This window comes from Amycolatopsis keratiniphila subsp. keratiniphila (assembly GCF_001620365.2).
GTDB classification, from domain to species: Bacteria; Actinomycetota; Actinomycetes; order Mycobacteriales; family Pseudonocardiaceae; genus Amycolatopsis; species Amycolatopsis keratiniphila.
In genome coordinates this window covers 283,688-302,254 of the sequence record NZ_LQMT02000042.1, presented here as the reverse complement: position 1 = coordinate 302,254, position 18,567 = coordinate 283,688, and the positions used below count along the sequence as shown (strand labels likewise).

19 protein-coding genes and 1 pseudogene are annotated in these 18,567 nt (G+C 69.6%); 11 read left to right on the top strand and 9 right to left on the bottom strand.

What is annotated here, in order from left to right:
* Nucleotides 1-35: 35 nt before the first annotated feature.
* Both glpX and AVR91_RS39585 read left to right on the top strand, forming a co-directional pair.
* Complete coding sequence (glpX, locus tag AVR91_RS39590) at nucleotides 36-1,106, top strand: class II fructose-bisphosphatase (RefSeq protein WP_037340889.1); 1,071 nt, start codon at nucleotides 36-38, stop codon at nucleotides 1,104-1,106.
* 9 nt (nucleotides 1,107-1,115) lie between these two features.
* On the top strand, nucleotides 1,116-1,886 hold the full coding sequence (locus AVR91_RS39585; protein WP_063277595.1) for a S1 family peptidase: 771 nt from the start codon (nucleotides 1,116-1,118) through the stop codon (nucleotides 1,884-1,886).
* A 63-nt stretch (nucleotides 1,887-1,949) separates the two neighbouring features.
* Here the strand turns inward: AVR91_RS39585 and AVR91_RS39580 are convergent, their stop codons facing one another.
* On the bottom strand, nucleotides 1,950-2,939 hold the full coding sequence (locus tag AVR91_RS39580) for an NAD(P)/FAD-dependent oxidoreductase (protein ID WP_063277596.1): 990 nt from the start codon (nucleotides 2,937-2,939) through the stop codon (nucleotides 1,950-1,952).
* 113 nt (nucleotides 2,940-3,052) lie between these two features.
* Here AVR91_RS39580 and AVR91_RS39575 point away from each other — a divergent pair, with 113 nt between their 5' ends.
* The gene (locus AVR91_RS39575; RefSeq protein ID WP_034305372.1) at nucleotides 3,053-4,450 is read left to right on the top strand and encodes a class II fumarate hydratase; all 1,398 of its coding nucleotides are present in this window, start codon (nucleotides 3,053-3,055) and stop codon (nucleotides 4,448-4,450) included.
* Here the strand turns inward: AVR91_RS39575 and AVR91_RS39570 are convergent.
* On the bottom strand, nucleotides 4,447-5,028 hold the full coding sequence (locus AVR91_RS39570) for a TetR/AcrR family transcriptional regulator (protein ID WP_063277597.1): 582 nt from the start codon (nucleotides 5,026-5,028) through the stop codon (nucleotides 4,447-4,449). The two genes, AVR91_RS39575 and AVR91_RS39570, sit on opposite strands and share 4 nt — an antisense overlap.
* On the opposite strand from AVR91_RS39570, the gene AVR91_RS44570 reads away from it, so the two are divergent.
* A complete protein-coding gene (locus AVR91_RS44570; RefSeq protein WP_394329981.1) occupies nucleotides 5,027-5,527 on the top strand; it encodes an SRPBCC family protein in 501 nt (166 codons plus the stop codon). The two genes, AVR91_RS39570 and AVR91_RS44570, sit on opposite strands and share 2 nt — an antisense overlap.
* Here AVR91_RS44570 and AVR91_RS39565 read toward each other — a convergent pair.
* A pseudogene (locus AVR91_RS39565) lies at nucleotides 5,525-6,355 on the bottom strand (DMT family transporter); the annotation flags it as partial. The gene AVR91_RS44570 and the pseudogene AVR91_RS39565 sit on opposite strands and share 3 nt — an antisense overlap.
* A gap of 556 nt (nucleotides 6,356-6,911) precedes the next feature.
* Here AVR91_RS39565 and AVR91_RS39560 point away from each other — a divergent pair.
* Nucleotides 6,912-7,754, top strand: a complete 843-nt coding sequence (locus tag AVR91_RS39560; protein ID WP_063277599.1) for a helix-turn-helix transcriptional regulator — start codon at nucleotides 6,912-6,914, stop codon at nucleotides 7,752-7,754.
* A gap of 37 nt (nucleotides 7,755-7,791) precedes the next feature.
* A complete protein-coding gene (locus AVR91_RS39555) occupies nucleotides 7,792-9,303 on the top strand; it encodes an ATP-dependent DNA ligase (protein ID WP_063277600.1) in 1,512 nt (503 codons plus the stop codon).
* A 71-nt stretch (nucleotides 9,304-9,374) separates the two neighbouring features.
* Here the strand turns inward: AVR91_RS39555 and AVR91_RS39550 are convergent, their stop codons facing one another.
* The 3 genes from AVR91_RS39550 to AVR91_RS39540 all read right to left on the bottom strand — a co-directional run bounded on the left by AVR91_RS39550 (nucleotide 9,375) and on the right by AVR91_RS39540 (nucleotide 11,080).
* Nucleotides 9,375-9,752 (bottom strand): hypothetical protein, encoded by a 378-nt coding sequence (locus AVR91_RS39550; protein ID WP_037340871.1) that lies wholly within the window; start codon nucleotides 9,750-9,752, stop codon nucleotides 9,375-9,377.
* Nucleotides 9,749-10,090 (bottom strand): hypothetical protein, encoded by a 342-nt coding sequence (locus AVR91_RS39545; RefSeq protein WP_063277601.1) that lies wholly within the window; start codon nucleotides 10,088-10,090, stop codon nucleotides 9,749-9,751. Before AVR91_RS39545 ends, AVR91_RS39550 begins: the two co-directional genes overlap by 4 nt.
* A gap of 180 nt (nucleotides 10,091-10,270) precedes the next feature.
* Complete coding sequence (locus tag AVR91_RS39540) at nucleotides 10,271-11,080, bottom strand: NBR1-Ig-like domain-containing protein (protein WP_063277602.1); 810 nt, start codon at nucleotides 11,078-11,080, stop codon at nucleotides 10,271-10,273.
* 117 nt (nucleotides 11,081-11,197) lie between these two features.
* Here AVR91_RS39540 and AVR91_RS39535 point away from each other — a divergent pair, with 117 nt between their 5' ends.
* The gene (locus AVR91_RS39535) at nucleotides 11,198-11,899 is read left to right on the top strand and encodes a Pr6Pr family membrane protein (protein WP_063277603.1); all 702 of its coding nucleotides are present in this window, start codon (nucleotides 11,198-11,200) and stop codon (nucleotides 11,897-11,899) included.
* Here the strand turns inward: AVR91_RS39535 and AVR91_RS39530 are convergent.
* Together AVR91_RS39530 and AVR91_RS39525 are read right to left on the bottom strand one after the other, a co-directional pair.
* Nucleotides 11,843-13,072, bottom strand: a complete 1,230-nt coding sequence (locus tag AVR91_RS39530; protein WP_063277604.1) for an NADH:flavin oxidoreductase/NADH oxidase family protein — start codon at nucleotides 13,070-13,072, stop codon at nucleotides 11,843-11,845. The genes AVR91_RS39535 and AVR91_RS39530 overlap by 57 nt on opposite strands.
* 73 nt (nucleotides 13,073-13,145) lie before the next feature.
* On the bottom strand, nucleotides 13,146-13,502 hold the full coding sequence (locus tag AVR91_RS39525; protein ID WP_228709459.1) for a YybH family protein: 357 nt from the start codon (nucleotides 13,500-13,502) through the stop codon (nucleotides 13,146-13,148).
* A 9-nt stretch (nucleotides 13,503-13,511) separates the two neighbouring features.
* On the opposite strand from AVR91_RS39525, the gene AVR91_RS39520 reads away from it, so the two are divergent.
* Nucleotides 13,512-13,916, top strand: coding sequence for a winged helix-turn-helix transcriptional regulator (locus AVR91_RS39520; RefSeq protein WP_063277606.1), 405 nt, complete (start codon nucleotides 13,512-13,514; stop codon nucleotides 13,914-13,916).
* Here AVR91_RS39520 and AVR91_RS39515 read toward each other — a convergent pair.
* Nucleotides 13,902-14,372, bottom strand: coding sequence for a DUF309 domain-containing protein (locus tag AVR91_RS39515; RefSeq protein ID WP_063277607.1), 471 nt, complete (start codon nucleotides 14,370-14,372; stop codon nucleotides 13,902-13,904). The genes AVR91_RS39520 and AVR91_RS39515 overlap by 15 nt on opposite strands.
* Before the next feature lie 35 nt (nucleotides 14,373-14,407).
* Here AVR91_RS39515 and guaB1 point away from each other — a divergent pair, with 35 nt between their 5' ends.
* From guaB1 to AVR91_RS39500, 3 genes are read left to right on the top strand one after another with little or no spacing between them, the layout of a single operon-like run.
* Nucleotides 14,408-15,847, top strand: a complete 1,440-nt coding sequence (gene guaB1 / locus AVR91_RS39510; RefSeq protein ID WP_063277608.1) for a GMP reductase — start codon at nucleotides 14,408-14,410, stop codon at nucleotides 15,845-15,847.
* 32 nt (nucleotides 15,848-15,879) lie between these two features.
* On the top strand, nucleotides 15,880-16,923 hold the full coding sequence (locus AVR91_RS39505; protein WP_063277609.1) for a glycosyltransferase family 2 protein: 1,044 nt from the start codon (nucleotides 15,880-15,882) through the stop codon (nucleotides 16,921-16,923).
* On the top strand, nucleotides 16,920-18,518 hold the full coding sequence (locus AVR91_RS39500) for an alkaline phosphatase family protein (RefSeq protein WP_063277610.1): 1,599 nt from the start codon (nucleotides 16,920-16,922) through the stop codon (nucleotides 18,516-18,518). Before AVR91_RS39505 ends, AVR91_RS39500 begins: the two co-directional genes overlap by 4 nt.
* The last annotated feature ends 49 nt before the right edge of the window (nucleotides 18,519-18,567 follow it).

Below are 18,567 nucleotides of genomic sequence, written 5' to 3'. Positions count from 1 at the left end.
TGGGACCCCGCCGAGTTCCTGACCCGGGAGGCCGCATGCCCACCCCCACCTCGTCCGCCAGCTCTTCTCGACGCCCCGAAGCCCCCGACCGCAACCTCGCGATGGAACTGGTCCGCGTGACCGAAGCCGCCGCGATGGCCGCGGGCCGCTGGGTCGGGCGCGGGGACAAGATCGGCGGGGACGGTGCCGCGGTGGACGCGATGCGCCAGCTGGTCTCGACCGTGTCGATGCGCGGTGTCGTCGTCATCGGCGAGGGCGAGAAGGACGAAGCCCCGATGCTGTTCAACGGGGAAGAGGTCGGCAACGGCGACGGGCCGGACTGCGACGTCGCGGTCGACCCGGTCGACGGGACGACCCTGATGGCCAAGGGCATGCCGAACGCGCTGGCCGTGCTCGCGGTCGCCGAACGCGGTGCGATGTTCGACCCGTCCGCGGTGTTCTACATGGAGAAGCTCGCCGTCGGCCCGGACGCCGCGGGCAAGGTCGACCTGGCCGCCCCGATCGCGGAGAACATCCGCCGGGTCGCGAAGGCCAAGAACTCCAGCGTCTCCGACGTCACCGTGTGCATCCTCGACCGGCCGCGCCACGAGCAGCTGATCAAGGAGGTCCGCGAGGCGGGCGCCCGGATCCGGTTCATCTCCGACGGCGACGTCGCGGGCGCGATCGCCGCGGCCCGGCCGAGCACCGGCGTCGACATGCTGCTCGGCATCGGCGGCACCCCCGAAGGCATCATCGCGGCCTGCGCGATGAAATGCCTCGGCGGCGAACTGCAGGGCCGCCTGTGGCCGAAGGACGACGCGGAGCGCGAGAAGGCGCTGGCCGCGGGCCACGACCTCGACCGCGTGCTCGGCAACGACGACCTCGTCCGCGGCGACAACGTGTTCTTCTGCGCCACCGGCGTCACCGACGGCGACCTGCTGCGCGGCGTGCACTACCGCGCGGGCGGCGCCACGACCCAATCGATCGTGATGCGGTCGAAGTCCGGCACGGTCCGGATGATCGACGGCTACCACCGGCTGACCAAGCTCCGCTCGTACTCGTCCGTCAACTTCGACGGCCACCTCGACGACACACTGGAAGACGACGTCGTTCCCCCGCTCCCGTAAGGAGAAACCGTGCTCAAGCGCGTGCTCGTGGTCCTGCTCGCGGCGATGGTCCTCACGCCGGCCGGGCAGGCCTCGGGCGCGGGCGACCTCGTCGGCGGCAGAGAGGCCGACGAGCCGTATCCGTTCATCGTTTCGCTGCATTCGGCCTCCGGTAAGGCTTTCTGCGCCGGGACACTGATCGCGGCGGACTGGCTCGTGACGGCCGGGCACTGTGTCGAGGGCAAGAACCCGGCGAATCTGAGCGCGCGGATCGGCAGCGCCGACAACACCCAAGGCGGCGAAATCGCGAAGCTCGCCGAGATCATCGTGAATCCCTCCTACAACCCCGAACCGGAGCGAGCGGGCGGTGATCTCGCGCTGGTGCGGCTGGCCGCCCCGGTGAAGGCTGCGCCGATCGCGATCGGCGCCGTCGTGGCACCCGGGACGGCGACGCGACTGCTCGGCTGGGGCCAGACGTGCCCGACTTCGGGCTGTGGCAAGGGTCCCGCGAAGCTGCAGCAACTGGACACCACGATCGTCGAAGGCACGCGGTGCACCGCGAAGTTCGACGGGGCGGTCGAGTTGTGCACCGACAACCCCGGCGGGAACACCGGTTCGTGCTACGGCGATTCCGGTGGGCCGGAAATCGCCAAGGTCGACGGGAAATGGGTGCTGCTGGGCACGATCAGTCGTCCGGGCAACGCGGATCCGGTGTGCGCGACTTCGCCGTCGATCGCGACTTCGGTGGTCGCTTACGCGCAGTGGATCGCGGAGAAGATCACGCCCGCTCCGCCCGCCTGAGAGATGCAATGAACGGGACGTTCCTTGCAAATTTCGCAAGGAACGTCCCGTTCATTGCACGCGCTACTCGGCGTTGCTCGAGTGACCGGGGAACAGATGCGCCTCCGGGTCCAGCATGACCGCGATGTTGTTCACCGCCGTCGCCGCTTCCCCGAACCCGGTCGCGATCAGCTTCACCTTCCCCGGATACGCCGCGACGTCGCCCGCCGCGTAGACCCGTTCCCGCGGGGTCGCCATCGTCGAGTCGACGGCGATCGCACGGTGGTCGATCTGGAGTCCCCAGCTTTCGATCGGCCCGAGGTCCGCGGTGAAGCCGAGCGCGGCGACCACCGTGTCGGCGCGCAGCACCTCGGGCTCGGCACCCTTCACCTGGATCTCGACCTCGGCCAGCGCGCCGTCGCGATCGAGGAACCGGGTGACCTCGGCGTCGGTGACGATCCGCACGCCGAGTTCGCGCGCCTGCCGCACGATCGACTCGGCCGCGCGGAACTTCGCGCGCCGGTGCACGAGGGTGACGCTCGCGGCGACCGGATGCAGCGCGAGCACCCAGTCGAACGCCGAATCCCCGCCGCCGACGACGACCACGTGCTGTCCCTCGTGCGCCTTCAACGAGGGCACGAAATGGACCATGCCCCGGCCCAGCCAGCCGTCGCCCGCGGGCAGCGGCCGCGGGGTGAACTCGCCGATCCCGGCGGTGATCAGCACCGCGCCTGCCCGCAGGACCTGCCCGCCGTCGAGGGTGATGGTGACGCCGCCTTCGACGCTTTCGAGTTTCTCGGCCTTGCGTCCGAGCAGGTACACGGGCTTGAACGGCGCCGCCTGATCGAGGAGGCCCCGCACCAGGTCTCGGCCGCGGACTTCGGCGAACCCGCCGACGTCGTAGATCATCTTTTCCGGGTACATCGCGGTGACCTGGCCGCCCGCTTCCGGCAGTGAATCCACAACGGCCATCGAAAGGCCGCGGAATCCCGCGTAGTAGGCGGCGAAAAGACCTGTCGGACCGGCCCCGATGATGACGAGGTCGTACGACGTTTCCCCAGCGGACTCGCTCATTCGGCACTCTCCCGGCCGGTGGTGGGCGGCGTGATCGAGAACACATTCGATCCTAGCCCTCGCGTGCCGAAAGACACGGAGCGCGCCGGGAGGTGCTGCGCGAGACTTGGGATATGGCTGAACAGGAATACCGGATCGAACACGACACCATGGGCGAGGTGCGCGTCCCCGTCGACGCCCTCTACCGTGCGCAGACGCAGCGCGCCGTCGAGAACTTCCCGATCTCCGGCCGGGGCCTGGAGCGCGCCCAGATCCGCGCGCTCGGCCTGCTGAAGGCCGCCGCCGCGCGGGTCAACGCGCGGCTCGGCGTGCTGGACGCCGAGGTCGCCGAGGCCATCGCGAAGGCCGCGGACGAGGTCGCCGAGGGCAAGCACGACGCGCATTTCCCGATCGACGTGTTCCAGACCGGTTCCGGGACCTCGTCGAACATGAACGCCAACGAGGTCATCGCGACACTCGCGTCGAAGGCGCTCGGTCGCGACGTGCACCCGAACGACCACGTCAACGCCTCGCAGTCCTCCAACGACACCTTCCCGACGACGATCCACGTCGCCGCGACGGAAGCAGTGCTCTCGGATGTGATCCCCGCTCTGGAGTACCTGGCCGCCGCCATCGAGACGCGCGCGGGCGAATGGGCGGACATCGTGAAGTCCGGCCGCACGCACCTGATGGACGCCGTGCCGATCACCTTCGGCCAGGAGGCCGGCGCGTGGGCGTCGCAGGTCCGGTTCGGGGTCGAGCGGCTGAAGTCGGGACTGCCGCGGCTCGGCGAACTGCCGATCGGCGGGACCGCGGTCGGCTCCGGGCTGAACGCGCCCGAAGGCTTCGGCGCGGCGGTCTCGCAGGAGCTGGCTTCGGTGACCGGTCTTCCGCTGACCGAGGCGCGGGACCACTTCGAGGCGCAGGCGACGCAGGACAGCGTCGTCGAGACGTCCGGGCATCTGCGCACGGTCGCGGTGTCGCTGAACAAGATCGCGAACGACCTGCGCTGGCTCGGATCCGGCCCGCGCACCGGGCTCGCCGAACTGGCGCTGCCGGATCTCCAGCCGGGCTCGTCGATCATGCCGGGCAAGGTGAACCCGGTGATCCCCGAGGCGACGCTGCAGGTGGTCGCCCAGGTGATCGGGAACGACGCGGCGGTCGCCTTCGCGGGCGCGGCGGGCAACTTCCAGCTCAACGTGAACCTGCCGGTGATCGCGCGCAACGTGCTCGAATCGGCACGGCTGCTCGCCGCGGTCTCGCGGCTGCTGGCGGACAAGGTGTTCGCGGGCGTGACGGTGAACGCCGACCGCGCGCGCGAGTACGCCGAGGGTTCGCCGTCGATCGTGACGCCGCTGAACAAATACATCGGCTACGAAGAGGCCGCCGCCATCGCGAAGCAGGCTCTCAAGGAGCTGAAGACGATCCGCGAGGTCGTGATCGAACGCGGTCACGTCGCGAACGGCAAGCTGACCGAAGCGCAGCTGGACGAGGCTCTCGACGTCCTCCGCATGGCGCGCGGAGGCCGCTAAGCGCCGAAAGCGACCACAGCCGCGTGAAGCGGTGAGGCGAGCGAAGCCGCCAGCCCACCCGAAGGCGGTGTCTCGGTGAACAGGTGCAGCCAGGTCAGCACCGGACCGAGCAGGATCGCGTGCACGAGAGCCGGATCGGGCCGTCGTGAGAGTTCCCCTCTCGCGACGGCCCGATCCAGCATCTGGACCAGGTAGCCGCGTTCGCGACCGAGGAAGACCTCACCGAACCTGGCCTCCAGCGCCGGATCCGCGCGCACGTCGGCGAGCAGCGAAGGCAATGCCTGCCGCAGTTCCGCACCGTCCAAAGAGGACTGGATCACTTCGAGGACCGCCACCACGTCGCCCCGCAGCGAGCCCGTGTCCGACGGCGGTTCGAGATCGACCGGATGGATCACCGCGGCGAACACGAGCTCCGCCTTCGACCGCCACCGCCGGTACACCGCGGCCTTGCCGACGCCCGCGCGCGCCGCGACCGCGTCGATCGTGCAGCGCTGGTAACCGGTTTCGGTGAGCAGCGCCCGCACGGCCACGCGGACCGCGTCGTCGATTCCTTCTTCCCTCGGCCTGCCTCTCGCCATGACCCCAGTTTACGAGACTGATAGTTCCGTATATCGTCCGGGTATGACCTGGACGAGAACCTCCCGCGAAATCCTTCCCTGCCCGCCGTCGGCGCTCTGGCCCTTGCTTGCCGACTTCGGCCGTTGGCCCGACTGGGATCCCGACCTCAGCTCAGCCGAACTGCACGGCCCCGCCGAGACCGGGACGACCGGTTTCCTCGTACCGACCGGTTTTCGCGGCCGCGTGCATTCACGAGTCGCCGAGGCGTTCACGATCACGTCCCTGGTCCAGGAGCGCGAGATCGCCCTTCGCCAGCCGATTCCCCTCGGTGCCATGGATCTCGTGTTCCGGCTGACCTCGGTCGGCGACGGGACGGAATTCGTCCAGGAGATCACTCTCGGCGGGCCGATGCACGCGGTCATGGTCGCGGTCATCGCCGGTGACGTCGTGAAGCACTTCGACGTCAAATGCGCCAGGCTCGTGGAGCTCGCGGCGGCGCAGGCCGATCACGACGCCTGAGGACACCAGCGCCACCCCGATCACCTGCGAGAAGCGGAATTCCTGCATTCCCAGCAGGAGCGAGACGGCGAGCCCGGAGACCGGCATCAGGCCGACCAGCACCCCGGCCCGGTCCGCGCCCAGCGCGGAAACCGCCGAATACCAAAGAAGAAACGCGATCGCGGTGACGACGACCGTCAGGTAGCCGAGCGCGATCAGTTCACGCCCGTCCGGCCAGGCCCAGGCGCCGGACGGGTCGGCGATCGTCCCGACGACCGCGCCACCGGCGCCCGCGGCGAAACACCCCCAGGTGGCGGTCGCCAACGGACCGAGCCTTTCGAGCACGCCGACGGCGAGCAGCGTGAAGAGCGCTTCGCACACCATGGCCAGCGCGGCGAGCACCAGCCCTTGCCAGCGCGCCGCACCGCCGCCGGAGAGCACGGCGATCCCGAGCCCGGCGAGCACCGCCCCGGTCACCGGCGCCCACGACGGTCGTTTCCCCTTCGCCAGCGGGCCGGCGAGCGCGAGTACGAGCGGCGTGCCGCCGAGGAAGGCGGCGACGAGGCCGGGCTCGGCGTAGCGCTGCGCGAACAGCAAGCACGCTTGGAATCCGATCATCCCGGTCGCCGCGAGCGCGATCAGCGAAGGCAGGTCACGCGCACCCGGCAACGGCAACGGGCGCCCGCTCAGCCGGGCCCACGCCAGCAGGAGCACTCCCGCCAGCGCGTACCGCAGGGCCTGCCCGGTGATCACGGGGTAGCCGTCGAGCATTCCCGTCACCGGCACGGACGCGCCGACGATCAGCACCCCCAGTACGCCGATCGTCACGCCTCTTCTTTCGTTGTCCATGCCCTTCACGATGGCGGCTCTTTGGCCCGAACCGAAGGGCCAAATCGAGGTTGTCGCGCAGGGCCATAGGCCCTGAAGGCCTCATCCCTCGGCTCAGCCGAGGAAGGCCCTCCCTTGCGTCTAGCGCCAGGGGCCCGGCAAAGTCGCATAAGTGCTGGCTGGTACCACTCTCGGCGAACGGCGGATGCCAGGAGGTTCACCCGTTTCCGTCCACAAAGGACGCCGACAGACGAGTAAATGTCCGCTTGATTCTTATTTGTACGGTTTCCGAGCGGGGTCGTGAGTGGCGATTGTCGTTAGAACGACCAAAAACACTCACGGCCACCCCGGAAAACGCCCAAACCGGGCATGACCGCCTTGGCGGTGTCCCCTGTGGACGGTCGAGCAATGTGGGGATCAGCGTGACGAGCCCCCTTGGCCGCCACTTGACCAGCGCTTATGCGACTTTGCCGGGACACTGGCGCTAGACGCAATGAAGGGGCGGTGAGCGGCCGGCCCAAGCCTGGGTCTGTCAGGACCAGGCACCGGCCCCAGGAGATCCAGGATACTTGTCGACATGACCGAGACGGCCGGACTTGGCGAATTCCTCAAAGCACGCAGGGCCGCGCTGGATCCGGCGGACCTCGGCCTGCCGACGGGGTTCAACCAGCGGCGGGTCGCCGGGCTGCGGCGCGAGGAGCTGGCGCAGCTGGCCGGGATCAGCGTCGACTACTACACGCGGCTGGAACAGGGCCGGGCGCGCAACGTGTCCGACTCGGTCCTCGATTCGCTGAGCCGGGCGCTGCGGCTGCATCGCGACGAGGCCGCCTACCTGCGCAATCTGGCCTCCCCGAAACGCAAACGCGTCGCACGGCCGAAGCCCCAGCGGATCCGGCCGGAATTCCAGATGATGCTGGACGCCCTCCACTCCCCGGCGCTCGTCCTCGGCCGTTACGGAGACGTGCTCACCTGGAATTCCCTCGGTGGCTCGCTCTCCTTCGATCTGGCCTCGCGGCCGGCGGGGGAACGCAACATCCCGAAGATGTTCTTCCTCGACGACCACGCCCGCGAGCTGCATCCCGAATGGGAAACCGTGGCGAAGGAGATCGTCGCGAACCTGCGCTCGGAAAGCGGGAGGTATCCGGACGACCCGTACCTCGCCCAGCTCGTCGGCGAGCTCTCCCTCGGCAGCGAAGTCTTCCGGAAGCTGTGGGCGAAGCAGACCGTGCGCGAGAAGGCGCACGCGTGGAAGGTGATGATCAACCCGATCGTGGGTGAGCTCCGGCTGCGCTACGAGTCGCTGCGGCTGCCCGACGATCCCGACCAGGCTCTGGTGATCTACACGGCCGAGCCCGGCTCCGACAGCGAACGCGCGCTCCGCCTGCTCGCCAGCTGGGTCGCCGATCCCGCGCACGTTTGAACGCGAAACTGTCGGTGCCCGGGTCCATCATGGATCCATGTTGCTCTCCGCGGTGGTGACCGCGTCGGCCGAGCTGGCCGCCACGAGGTCCAGGAAGGCGAAGATCGCCACCCTGGCCGCGGTGCTGCGTGCCGCGGGCGAGCTGGAGCTGCCCGCGGTCATCGCGTTCCTCACCGGGCAGCCGACGCAGGGCCGCATCGGCACCGGCTGGCGGACGCTGGCCGCGCTGGACGCGGCCCCGGCGGCCGAGCCGTCGTTGACCGTCGCCGAGGTCGACACGGCCTTCGACACGGTGGGGGCGGCGTCGGGTTCGGGGTCGGTGAAACTGCGCGCGGAGACGTTGCGGGCCTTGCTCACCAAGATGACGAAGGAGGAGCAGGAGTTCCTGTTCCGGCTGCTCACCGGCGAGCTCCGGCAGGGCGCGCTCGAAGGGATCATGGTGGACGCCATCGCGGCGGCGTCCGAGATCCCGGCCGAGGACGTGCGGCGGGCGTTCATGCTGTCCGGGCAGCTCCCGGTGACGGGCCTGGCCGCGATGACGGGCGGCCGCGAGCGGCTGGCGGAGTTCAAACTGGCGCTGGGCACGCCGATCCGGCCGATGCTGGCCTCCCCGGCGGAGTCGCTCGCCGAGGCGATCGCCGAACACGCCGAGATGCTGGTCGAGTACAAGATGGACGGCGCGCGGATCCAGGTCCACCGCGAAGGCGACGAGGTGCACATCTACACGCGGACCCTGCGGGAGATCACCGGCAGCGTCGGCGAGCTGGTGGATCTGGTGCGTTCCCTGCCGTGCACGTCGGTGGTGCTCGACGGCGAGACCCTGGCCCTGACCGACGACGGCAGGCCGCGGCCGTTCCAGGAGACGATGAGCCGGTTCGGCAGCAGCCGCGAGGAGCAGGTCAAGGCGCTGTTGCTGCGGCCGTACTTCTTCGACTGCCTGCACCTCGACGGCGTCGACCTGCTGGACGCGCCGCTCTCCGAACGGAACGCGGCCCTGCACCGGGTCGCAGGCGAGCACGTCATCCCGGGTGAGCTCAGGCCCGCCTCGGCCGAGGGGGTGCTGGAAGCGGCGATGGCCGCCGGGCACGAAGGCGTGATGGTCAAGGACCTCGCTTCGCCGTACGCGGCCGGACGCCGTGGCCGCGCGTGGCTCAAGGTGAAACCGGTGCACACGATCGATCTGATCGTGCTCGCCGCGGAATGGGGGCACGGCAGGCGCACCGGCACGCTGTCGAATCTGCATCTCGGCGCCCGCGACCCCGACGGCGGCCCGCCGATCATGGTCGGCAAGACGTTCAAGGGCATGACCGACGAGCTGCTGGCCTGGCAGACGAAGACGTTCCAGGAGATCGAGACCCACCGTACGGACTGGGCGGTCCACGTGCGGCCGGAGCTCGTCGTCGAAATCGAACTCGACGGGGCCCAGGTGAGCACGCGATATCCGGGCGGGCTGGCGCTGCGCTTCGCGCGGGTCGTGCGCTACCGGCCGGACAAGGAGGCCGCGGACGCGGACACCATCGACACCGTGCGCGGCCTCCTCAAGCCCTGACCCCTCCCGCATTTCGTCCTCTGAATGCGGTCCTTGCGCGTGCAAGGACCGCATCCAGAGGACTGAACGCGTCAGTAGCAGCGGTCCGAAGAGATCTTGTAGGTGTAGTTGTTCGAGAGGTTGGAGGTCACCTCGAAGCGGATCTTGTGATACACCGGCGGCTCCCCGAGCACGCCGTGCTTGACGGTGCGCTCCTTGCCCGGCGCGATGGCCCCGCTCCAGAGCCCCTTGTCGAAGACGTCGTCGATGATCTGGACGAGCATTCCCCGGTAGTCGTGGTTGTGCACGGTGATGTCGATGCTCTGCCCGGCACTCACCTCGACGACCTTCGTCTTCCCGCCCATCAACGGCCCGCCCTCACAGACCTTCGACGCCGCCGAAGCGGACGGTGCCATCAGCAGGGTGCCGGCCAGCGCGACCGGGACGACGGCGAACAGCTTCTTCTTCATCGGTTCCCCACAACGGTCTTGACGACATTGGACTGGACGGCCAAGTCGAGGCCGATCTTCATGTTTCCCCCGCAATAAGCCTTCTGGCCGTTCTTGAAATGCACCGTCAGATCCCCGGCGCATTCGAACACCTTGACGTCCCAAGTGCGCGTGCCCGGCTTGAGGCAGATCGCGTCCTTCCCGGCCCGGCGCATCCAGCCGTGATAGCCGGATTCGCAGGTGATGATCGGATCACTGCCCGAAGCGGGCGCCGGAGCCGCCTGTGCGGCGGTGACCGGCAGGAGCGCCACGGTGAGCGCGGCCCCGGCCAGTGCGGCGACCTTGACGTACGGACGCATGGATTCCCTTTCCGCAAATAATATGAGAGTGTTTCGGAAAATCCCCATCCGGAATTCCCGGACGCCGATGACGTTATGGGCGCCGGAAGCGGCCGCGGAAGCGATTCACGGCCGCGAAATGGCCATGGCCGAAGAAACAATGTCCTCGCAGGTCAGCGCTTTGACCATCGGCCCGGAAGGTCAAATGACGCGGACCGAGAAGAACACGGCGCGGGCGTTCGGCAGCAGGATGTGCCCCTGTTCGTCGGCCATCTTCCAGTACACCTGGCAATGCCCGGGACGGTCGGGCGCCCGCACCTCGACGGAGACGCGCACCCGCTCGCCGGGCGCGGTCTGCGGGACGGGGACGCGTTCGGGCGTGGCGCATTCACCCGGATTCCCGAACGACCCGGCGCGGACCAGATAGCGGCCCACCCATCCGACCGTTCCCGCGTTGCGGAACTCCCAGGTCTTCACGAAGACCGACCCGGCCGCGACCTCGCTGCCGTCGGGCACGGTCACGTCGGCGACGAATTCCGACGCGTCACCGGCCGGCGCGGCGGGCTCGGAACCGAACGGGACGGCGAAGACGAACACCAGCGCCGCGACGAGCACGAGCGCCACGGCACCGGCGAGGACGAACGCCGTCCGGCGCGACTTCACGGCAACAGCTTCGGGTCCGGCGGTCAGCCCGTCCCGCGCGCGTTCCCATTCGCCGCGCCATTCGTGGCGGACCTCGTCCTCGTCGCCGCCGAGCACCCCGACGGCCAGCACGCGAACGAACTCCCAGGACGTTTCCCAGCTGGGCAGCCGCTCTCCGCGAGCCGCGGCCGAAAGCGCCGATTTCGACGCGAGCGCGCCGTACTCGTCACGCATCCGGTCGTAGGAAGGGTCACCGGCGGCCCGTTTCAGTTCCCACAGCCGTCGCGCGAACTCCGCGACGGGTCCGCTGTCCTCCGCCGGACCCCGCGCGACCCGGCCGCGGCGTCCGGGCCTCCGCTCGACGTCCATCGGTTCCCACGATATGACCCGGTGGGCGGGAAGACCCGGCGGCGTCCCGCCCCCGATCGAGTGGCGGCGTGCGGTGGTGACGGGACGTCGCCACCCGATCACCCATAAAGTGGGCGAATGCAGGCTTCCAAGATCGCGCGTGCCTGGTTCGGCCTGACGGCGCTGGTGGTGATCGCCGGTCTCGCCGCGCAGATCCCGGTCTCCGCGGGCACCACCGGCGGCACCTTCCACACCCCGGCCGGCCGGGTGGCCAACCTGCTCGCGTTCTTCACCATCGACTCGAACATCCTGGTCGGCATCGGCAGCCTGCTGCTCGCGCTCGGTGTCGCGGGCCGGTCGACGTTGTTCGGCGTACTGCGGCTCACCGGGCTCGTCGGCATCACCGTGACCGGTGTCGTCTTCCAGGTCGCGCTCGCCGATCTCTACGAACTGCACGGCTGGGCGGTGTTCGCCGACACGATGCTGCACAAGGTGTCGCCCTTGATGTGCGTCGCGGGCTGGCTGCTGTTCGGCCCGCGTGGCCAGCTGTCGTGGCGGGTCCTGTGGTGGTCGCTGCTGTACCCGCTGGCCTGGCTCGCCGTCACGCTGGTGCGCGGCGCGATCATCGGGTTCTACCCGTACCCGTTCGTCGACCCGGGCATCAACGGCTACGGCGGTGTCGCGTTCAACTGCGTGCTGATCGGTGTGCTGTTCATCGGTCTCGCGGCGGCCGCGGTCGGTTTCGACCGCACCTTCAGCCGCCGGGATGAACCCGACGACTACTTAGCCCCGGACCCGGCGGAAAGCGTTGAGCGGATCCGCGACGCCGGCACGTACTAGCGTCCGCACCGCCCCGAGCCGCCGGTCCACCGGTTTCCCGGCGGCCACCCGGTGCATCTGCTGGGTGTGCCACTGGATCTCGAGCAGGCTGTCGGCCAGCCGGATGCCGGTCTTCGGCGCCGTGCGCTGGGCACGGACCTCCTCGCCACCCAGCAGCCGCCCGGGCAGCGCCGGATCGACGATCAGCGGCCTGCCGAGGCCGATGACGTCCAGCGCCCCGGAACGCAGCGCCTCCGCCATGCCCGCCGGGCTGGTGAAACCGCCGGTGACCATCAGCGCGACGTCGGTGACCTGCCGCGCCTTCGCGGCGTAGTCGAGGAAGTAGGCCTCGCGGCTGAGGGTGCTCGCCTTGGCCGAGCCCATCATGGCGGCCTTCTCGTAGGTCCCACCGGAGACTTCCAGCAGGTCGATGCCCGCCTCGCCCAGCTCGCGGACGACTTCGAGCGAGTCCTCCTCGCTGAAACCGCCGCGCTGGAAGTCCGCGCTGTTGAGCTTGACCGCGATCGGTACGGCGTCGCCGACCTCGGCGCGCACGCGCGCGACGACTTCGAGCAGGAAGCGGCGGCGCCGGAGCGCGTCGCCGCCCCAGCCGTCGGTGCGCTGGTTGGTCAGCGGCGAAAGGAACTGTGACACGAGGTAGCCGTGCGCGCCGTGGATCTGGACACCGGCGAACCCGGCGTCGACGACGGTCCGCGCGGCCACCCCGAACCGATCGATGATCGCTTCGATCTCGCCGACGGTGAGCGCGCGCGGCGTCGCGAAGACCGAGCGGATGCCGCGGTCGGCGAACGGTACGGCCGACGGCGCGACCGGCTGACGGGAGAGGAAGCGCGGGCTCTGCCTGCCCGGATGGTTGAGCTGGACCCACAACCGCGCCTCGGTCCCGTCGGCCGACCGCGCCCACGGCTTGAACTCGGTCGCGTCCGGTTCACGGGGCACCGCGACGTTGCGCGGTTCACCGAGCGCGGTGGGATCGACCATGACGTTGCCGGTGATCAGCGTCCCGGCGCCGCCGCGGGACCATGTCCGGTACAGCTCGGCCAGTTCGGCGGTCGGCCGGTTGCGGCGGTCGCCGAGCTGCTCGCTGAGCGCGGCCTTGGCCAGCCGGTTCGACAGGGTCGCGCCGCATCGCAGTTTCAGCGGTTCGGCCAGCAGTTCCTTGGGCTCGCTCATCGCGCTCTCTCCCGCCGTTACCTACTGAGGAGTATCCCTACTCGAAGTAACATACTCGCGGTATGTCGAGTACTCAAGGCGTGGCGATGCCGAAGGGGTTGTCGATCACGTAGCGCCAGAACCCGTCTTCGCCACGCCTCGCGACGTCGGTCGCCGTCGCGGCGAGGTGTCCTTCGATGCTCCAGTCGACGATCAGCAGCGCCAGGTCACCGGCGACGTGCACCTGGCGCGGCGTCACCTCGATCGGCTGCCCGAGCGCCATGATCCCGCCGTTCGCGGCCCGGCGGTCCGCGCCGGTCACCCGCACGCCGTCCCGGCGGACGAACACGGCGTCCGGTTCGTAGACCGTGTCGAGGATTTCGGCGGATCCGGTGTTGAAGGCGGCCTGGAAGACAAAGGGATGTTCGGCCGGGTCAGTGGTCAAAGGCACACTGGGGGAATGCGTCATGCGGACAGCGAAACGGACCGCGAAGCAGGTCACCAAACGGAAACCTTCGACGGCGAGCTCGTCCCGGACGCCCGCGGCCGCACCCGGCGGCCGGAGCCGGACTGCCCGGTCGAGGTCGCGCTCGCCGCGATCTCGGGCCGCTGGACCACGCTGGTGCTGCGAGAACTCATGGGCGGGGCACGGTCCTTCAGCGACCTACGCGCGGCGTTGCCCGAACTGTCGGCGAAGGTGCTGACAGAACGCCTCGGCGACCTGACCGCGCGACGCCTCGCAGTCCGCGAAGAACTGCCGGGCTTCCCGAGCCGGACCAGCTACCGGCTCACCCCGGCGGGACTGGAGCTGCGACCGCTGCTGATCGAGCTGTACCGCTCCGGCTCGGCTCTACTGGCCCAATAGGCGAGGCGCGACCGGCTCCACCCGCGCCCGCACCTTCACTTCTTCGGCCATCGCCCTCGCCCAGGCCTGTAGCCCCGGGATGTCGATCCCGTGCGGCCCGTCCTCGCGGAACGGCTCGATGTTGTCCGCACCACGCTCCAGCAGCGAAGCCGCGCCGTTGCCGTTCCCCCTGGCCGCGTGGGTCAGGCCGACGGCGAGCTGCGCGAGGCCGCGCCACAGCTCCCGCTCCGGCCCGTCGGTGGACTTCCACGCGTCCTCGAAAACCTCGTGCGCGTGGAACGGGCGGCCCGCGTCGAGCAGGCGCTGCGCCTCGGAGATGGTGTCCTCCGGGCTGCGTTCGATGCCCTCGGGCTGCCGCTCGACACCGTCGGCGCCGTACGGGAGCGGCCTGCCGAGACCGTCCCGCGGGCGCGCGTTGCGGGCTCGTCCGGCTTCGTCACGGTCCCGGTCCGTCATGCCGTCATTGTCCCACGCGGGTATCCTGGGGCCTCGTGCGCTTTCTCGACGGGCATGGGCCCGCTCACGACCTGACCTACGACGACGTGTTCCTTTTGCCGAACCGGTCGGACGTGGAGTCCCGTTTCGACGTCGACCTGTCCACTGTGGACGGCACCGGCGCGACGATCCCGATCGTGGTCGCCAACATGACCGCCGTCGCGGGCCGCCGGATGGCCGAAACGGTCGCCAGGCGCGGCGGGCTCGTCGTCCTGCCGCAGGACGTCGACGTGGCCGCGGTCGCCGACATCGTCACCTGGGTCAAGAGCCGTCACACCGTGTGGGACACCCCGCTCGTGCTGACCGGCGGCGACGCGGTGGCCGACGCGCTGAACCTCGTCGGCAAACGTGCCCACGGCGCCGTCGTCGTGGTGGACGAGGACGGCAAGCCCGTCGGCGTCGTGGACGAAGCGGCCTGCGCCGGCGTAGACCGCTTCGCGCGGCTGGCCGACGTCGCGGAGCCCGCGGTCGTCACGGTCCCGCTGGACACTCCGCCGCGCGAGGTGTTCGAGCGACTGCACGACCACGGCGGCCGCCTCGCGCTCGGCATCGACGAGAACGGCAGGCTCGCGGGCGTCCTGACCGAGATCGCGGCCCTGCGCGCCGAGATCTACACGCCGGCCGTCGACGACGGCGGCAACCTGCGCGTCGCCGCCGCGATCGGCGTGAACGGCGACGTCGCGGCGAAGGCCGAGGCCGTCCTCGCGGCGGGCGTCGACGTGCTGGTGGTCGACACCGCGCACGGCCACCAGGAGAAGATGATCTCCGCACTGAAGGCCGTCCGGTCGGTGAACCCTCAGGTGCCGGTGGTCGCCGGGAACGTGGTCACCGCGGAGGGCACGCGGGACCTGATCCACGCGGGAGCGGACGTCGTCAAGGTCGGCGTCGGCCCCGGCGCCATGTGCACGACCCGGATGATGACCGGCGTCGGGCGCCCGCAGTTCTCCGCCGTCGCCGAATGCGCGGCCGCGGCCCGTGAACTGGGCAAACACGTCTGGGCGGACGGCGGCGTGCGGCATCCGCGCGACGTCGCGCTCGCGCTGGCCGCCGGCGCGTCGGCGGCGATGGTCGGCTCGTGGTTCGCCGGCACCCACGAATCCCCGGGCGACCTGCGCTACGACGAGCAGGGCAAGCCGTACAAGGAGTCGTTCGGCATGGCGTCGAAGCGCGCCGTCGGCGCCCGCACGCGTACGGACAACGTCTTCGAGCGCGCCAAGAAGGGCCTGTTCGAAGAGGGCATTTCGGCGTCGCGGATGGCCTTGGACCCGGCTCGCCCCGGCGTCGAGGACCTGCTCGACTCGATCGGCTCCGGTGTCCGTTCGGCCTGCACGTACGCGGGTGCCCGGACGCTGGAGGAGTTCCACGAGCGCGCGCTGCTCGGGATCCAGTCCGCCGCCGGCTTCGCGGAAGGGCGTCCGCTGCCGTCTGGCTGGTGATTCCGCGCACCGGAAGCACTAGGGTGCACCGGGTGAGACGCCTGAGACGGATCGTGGCGGCGGCGAAGGACGACCGCCGCCACGCGGAAAACGGGGAAATCGCCGAGCTGCGGTCCGCGCTCGCGGAGCAGGCGGCGGAGATCGAACGATTGCGCGCGACGCTGGAGCATCGCACCGCCTGGCTCGAAGATCACGGCAAGGCACTGCGGGACGGCGAGGCGCGCATCTCCACCGTCGAAGACCGGCAGGCCGCCCTCGACGCGCGGCAGGGAGCGCTCGACGGCTGGCTCGGCGGCCACGACACCGCGTTCGAAGGCCTGCACCTCCGTACCGAAAACCTCGAGGCCGCGCGTGACGTCCGCACGTTCACGCACTGGATCGATCAGCACGAACTCCTTGCCGCACCGAAGATCTCGATCGTCCTGCCCACCCACGACCGGGCCGCGCTGCTGCCGCGTGCCGTCGCTTCGGTGCTGGCGCAGCGATACCAGAACTGGGAACTGGTGATCGTCGACGACGCCAGTTCGGATTCCACGCCGAAGGTGATCGCCGGTTTCGAGGACCCGCGGATCCGTTCGATCCGGGTCGAGCACGGCGGCGTCTGTGCCGCCCGCAACGCCGGGCTGGCCGAGGTCACCGGCGACGTCGTCGCCTACCTCGACGACGACAACACCATGCATCCCTTGTGGCTCAAGGCCTTGGGCTGGGCGTTCGGCGAGCATCCGGAGATCACCGCGGCCTACGGCGGCTTCGTCATCGACGACATCGGCGGGCTGCCGACGTTGTTCCTGCGCCGCTACGACCGGGAAACCCTGGTACAGGAGAACCTCGCCGACATCGGCGCCGTCGCGCACCGGGCGGGCCTGCCGGAAGCCAGGTTCGACGAATCGCTGGTCGAAATGGGCGACTGGGACCTGTTGCTGGCGCTGACCGCCGACCGCGCGCCCCTGGTCGTCCCGGCGATTTCCTGCTACTACACGACGACTTCCGGGGACCGGCTTTCCCACGGGCCGACCTACGACGACGACTTCGCCGCCATCCGCCGCAAGCATTCAGGACCGGAGCACCGAGTATGACCGAGCCCGCCAAGATCCTCGTGGTCGCACTCGACGCGTGCGATCCCACCACGATCAGGGAACTCGCCGCCACGGGTGAGGTGCCGACGTTGGCGCGCCTGCTCGAAACCAGCGCTTCGGCGACCACGCACAATCCCTACGGCCTGTTCGTCGGCTCGCTGTGGAGCAGCTTCTTCACCGCGCGCACCGCCGCGCGGACCGGGTTCCACTGCTGGGAAGAGGTCGACACCAAAACCTACGAACGGCGGCTGACCAGCCCGCTGGAGATCCGCGGGACCCCGTTCTGGGAGACGCTTTCCGACGCGGGGAAACGGGTCGCCGTACTCGACGTCCCGCATTCCCGTGCGGACAAACCGATCAACGGGGCCATGGTGAGCGAATACGCCTGCCACGACCGGCATTTCGGCTTCCACACCTCACCACCGGAGCTGGCGAAGGAGATCGAGGCCGAGTTCGGGCTCACCCCCATCCTCACCGCCGAGCCCGACCTGGTCCGCGACTGGGCACCGGACGACTACCTCCACCGCGAAGGTCCACATCGGACACCCGACGAGGAACGCGCGCTGACCCACGGGCTCGTCGCCGGGATCGGGCAGAAGACCCAGGTGTCGACGAAGCTGCTCGCCGAGGGCGATTGGGATCTTTTCCTTTCGGTGTACGGGGAATCCCACAGCATCGGCCACCAGCAGTGGCATCTGCACGACCCGGGGCACCGCGACCACGACGTGGCGCTCGCCGCGGAACTGGATCCGATCCGCGCGGTCTACCGCGGCCTCGACGAGGCGATCGGCGAGCATCTCGCGTTGGCCGGACCGGACACCACGGTCTTCGTGCTGCTGAGTCACGGTATGGGATCGCGGTACGAGGGAAGCCATCTGCTGCACGAAATCCTGCGGCTCCTCGACACGGTGGAGACCGAAGGGCTGCGGGGCGGCGGCGCGATGACGACGGCCAAACGCGCCTACTCCGCGCTCCCCGGTCCTTTGAGGACGAAGCTCGCTTCGGCCGCGATGCCCTTGCTGCGCAAGCGGCTGGCGGCGTCCCCGCTGCCCGCGGTGCCGAACTGGGCGACCGCCGAACAGCGGTCGAAGCAGCGATTCTTCCTGTCTCCCAACAACTTCGTCTTCGGCGGGGTGCGGATCAACCTGGCCGGCCGCGAACCGCACGGCGTCGTCCGGCCCGGCGCGGAATACGAAGCCGTGTGCGAGCAACTGACCGAAGACCTGCTTTCGCTGGTGAACGTCGCGTCGGGGAAGCCCGTCGTGCGCGAGGTTTCCCGCACGAGCGACCACTACGACCGGGAAGCCGACGACACACTGCCGGATCTGCTGATCGACTGGGCCCGCACGGGGCCGATCGAGACGGTCTGGTCGCCCAAGACCGGCGTCGTCTACGGCCCGGACGAGCATTGGCGCACCGGGGACCACCGGCCGGACGGACTCCTGCTCGCGAGCGGCCCCGGTTTCGAGCCGGGTGCGAAGCTGCCGGATCTGGACGTCGTCGATCTGGGTTCGTCCCTTTCGGCCATGCTCGGCGTCGAACTCACCGATGACGTGGACGGACGGCCGCTCCCCTGGGCGAAACCGGTGTCGTGAGTGTCATGAAAGGGTCGTTCAGGACAGAAAATGTCCTGAACGACCCTTT

What these genes read in the sequence shown, in the direction of transcription:
- AVR91_RS39535 (WP_063277603.1), top strand. Translation starts at nt 11,198, where the DNA reads ATGCAGGCTTCCAAGATCGCGCGTGCCTGGTTCGGCCTGACGGCGCTG.
- AVR91_RS39500 (WP_063277610.1), top strand. Translation starts at nt 16,920, where the DNA reads ATGACCGAGCCCGCCAAGATCCTCGTGGTCGCACTCGACGCGTGCGAT.
- AVR91_RS39515 (WP_063277607.1), bottom strand. Translation starts at nt 14,372, where the DNA reads ATGACGGACCGGGACCGTGACGAAGCCGGACGAGCCCGCAACGCGCGC.
- AVR91_RS39570 (WP_063277597.1), bottom strand. Translation starts at nt 5,028, where the DNA reads ATGGCGAGAGGCAGGCCGAGGGAAGAAGGAATCGACGACGCGGTCCGC.
- AVR91_RS39580 (WP_063277596.1), bottom strand. Translation starts at nt 2,939, where the DNA reads ATGAGCGAGTCCGCTGGGGAAACGTCGTACGACCTCGTCATCATCGGG.
- AVR91_RS39540 (WP_063277602.1), bottom strand. Translation starts at nt 11,080, where the DNA reads ATGGACGTCGAGCGGAGGCCCGGACGCCGCGGCCGGGTCGCGCGGGGT.
- AVR91_RS39530 (WP_063277604.1), bottom strand. Translation starts at nt 13,072, where the DNA reads ATGAGCGAGCCCAAGGAACTGCTGGCCGAACCGCTGAAACTGCGATGC.
- AVR91_RS39550 (WP_037340871.1), bottom strand. Translation starts at nt 9,752, where the DNA reads ATGAAGAAGAAGCTGTTCGCCGTCGTCCCGGTCGCGCTGGCCGGCACC.
- glpX (WP_037340889.1), top strand. Translation starts at nt 36, where the DNA reads ATGCCCACCCCCACCTCGTCCGCCAGCTCTTCTCGACGCCCCGAAGCC.
- AVR91_RS39575 (WP_034305372.1), top strand. Translation starts at nt 3,053, where the DNA reads ATGGCTGAACAGGAATACCGGATCGAACACGACACCATGGGCGAGGTG.
- AVR91_RS44570 (WP_394329981.1), top strand. Translation starts at nt 5,027, where the DNA reads ATGACCCCAGTTTACGAGACTGATAGTTCCGTATATCGTCCGGGTATG.
- AVR91_RS39545 (WP_063277601.1), bottom strand. Translation starts at nt 10,090, where the DNA reads ATGCGTCCGTACGTCAAGGTCGCCGCACTGGCCGGGGCCGCGCTCACC.
- AVR91_RS39555 (WP_063277600.1), top strand. Translation starts at nt 7,792, where the DNA reads ATGTTGCTCTCCGCGGTGGTGACCGCGTCGGCCGAGCTGGCCGCCACG.
- AVR91_RS39560 (WP_063277599.1), top strand. Translation starts at nt 6,912, where the DNA reads ATGACCGAGACGGCCGGACTTGGCGAATTCCTCAAAGCACGCAGGGCC.
- AVR91_RS39520 (WP_063277606.1), top strand. Translation starts at nt 13,512, where the DNA reads ATGCGTCATGCGGACAGCGAAACGGACCGCGAAGCAGGTCACCAAACG.